This is a genomic window from Arthrobacter sp. P2b, from assembly GCF_900168295.1.
Taxonomy (GTDB): Bacteria; Actinomycetota; Actinomycetes; order Actinomycetales; family Micrococcaceae; genus Arthrobacter.
Window position 1 is genome coordinate 1 of the sequence record NZ_FVZL01000043.1, and the last position, 1,724, is coordinate 1,724.

The 1,724-nt window shown below is 64.1% G+C and carries 1 protein-coding gene; it reads right to left on the minus strand.

The window, feature by feature from the left end:
* Window positions 1-174: 174 nt before the first annotated feature.
* Complete coding sequence (locus B5520_RS22270; RefSeq protein WP_079599241.1) at window positions 175-1,605, minus strand: IS1380 family transposase; 1,431 nt, start codon at window positions 1,603-1,605, stop codon at window positions 175-177.
* Window positions 1,606-1,724: the final 119 nt, after the last annotated feature.

The following is a 1,724-nucleotide window of genomic DNA, read 5'->3' on the forward strand; positions in this document are numbered from 1 at the left end:
TAGCCTCGATTTTTCATGATGGCCGGTGAGGGGCGCTGGTGTGTGGCGCCGGGTTGCTCTGCGGTTGTTTTCTGTTTTCGGGCAGCCGGGTGTGGCCTGTTGGGTCGCCTGGTTTTGGCGCCGGTTCCACTTCCGGTGGTGGGGCTGCTCGTCGGGATTAGGTCAGTGCCTGGCTCAGCCTGAGCCGACGGGCAGAACTTCTCTAAGGCGACGTGTGTTCTCCAGAAGCAGTTTCAGAAGGGCCTTCTCGGGCGCTGTTTCCGGCAGGAGGAGCTGGGTGCGGCGGGCTCGGGTGATGATTTTCCCTGCGGTCGCGAAGAGCCGGTAGCGCCAACGTTTGATGTCCCAGGCTTTGGCCTGGTGGCCGTCCGGGAGGGCGGCGAGCTGAAGCCAGGAGACCAGATTGAAGGCCAGGGCGGCCATGTTCGCCCAGGCCTGGTTCGCGGCGAAGTCGAAGAACGGGAGCTTGCCCAGGCCGGTGTTTTTCAGGGTTTTGATCCTGTTCTCGCACCGTCCCCGGGCGCGGTGCCTGGCATCCAAGATGGGTCCGTGCCAGCGCGGTGAGTTGGTCAGGAACGCGGTGATCCGGTGCCCGTCGGTATCGAGTAGGGTCGGTTGCGCGCCGGGGTGCAGCGGCTCGGCGCGCAGAAACAGTTTCGTGCCTGGCGGGTAGTCAGTGAGCGGTATGACGTCGGTAGCGTTGATGACCCAGGCATCGGTGCGGTCGTTTCCGGTCTGGTCCAGGGCCGGCTGCCAGTACTGTTTGTCGCTGATCCAGTTGACCATGTGGGCCTTGCCGAACGGGATGGTGTAGCTGGTGGTGAACTGCACGCCCAGGCTGTGCAGGTGCCAGAGGAATTTCCGGGAGGCTCCGGCACTGTCGGTGCGGACCAGGATCTTCTCTCCGGTCAGGGCCCCGTTCTCGGTATAGAAGTTCTCGGGCAGTTGGGCTGTGGCGGTGTGGAAGACGCGGATGTGGTCCTCGGCGTTGTTCGCTCCGGCGTTGCCTGGCCGCAGCACCGCGGCGAGGATTTCCCCGGAACCGTTGCCGGTGCCGTAATCGGCGCTGGCGATGAAGGGGGCGAAGCCGTAGCCGCGTTTGTAGGTGCCGGCGACGTTTTCCTTATCGGAGTGTGAGGTCACCAGGGTCGCGTCGATGTCGATGACGAGCGGGTCCGCCGCGGTCGCGGAAAGTGCCGGGTTCCTTGCCCCGGCGGCGTTCCAGGCCCGGCTGCGCAGTTCCCGGGTGAGGGTCTCAAACCCGTAGCCGAACAGCTCCGGGTTCGTGACGGTGCGTTCGAAAAACCGGGACACTGTCGCATTCGAGGGAAGCTGACCGAAGACCCCGGGCGAGGACCGCAGGATATCCAGATCCGAGGCATGTTCACCGCCTGCGGCGAGCATCGCGGTCAGAGATCCAACCAGCCGGCCAGGCCGGTGCTTCGCTCCGGAGGGGACGAACTGGCGGAGCCTGTCCTCGCACAGCCCGCCGAAACCCAGCGCGTCCATGAAACCCGTGAGCACCGAAACCCCGGCATGGGAGATCAGCGACTGGCCGGTGAAACTGACGGGCAGGGACGGGAAAACGAAGGTAGACTTTTGCATCGAAAGGGTGCTCCCTCGCTCGGCAAATAACGGTCTCGACAACCACTATTTTCCCAGTTCAGAGCACCCTTTCCCTGATTAACACGCCAGCCCCACAGACCCGCCATGAAAACCCCGGG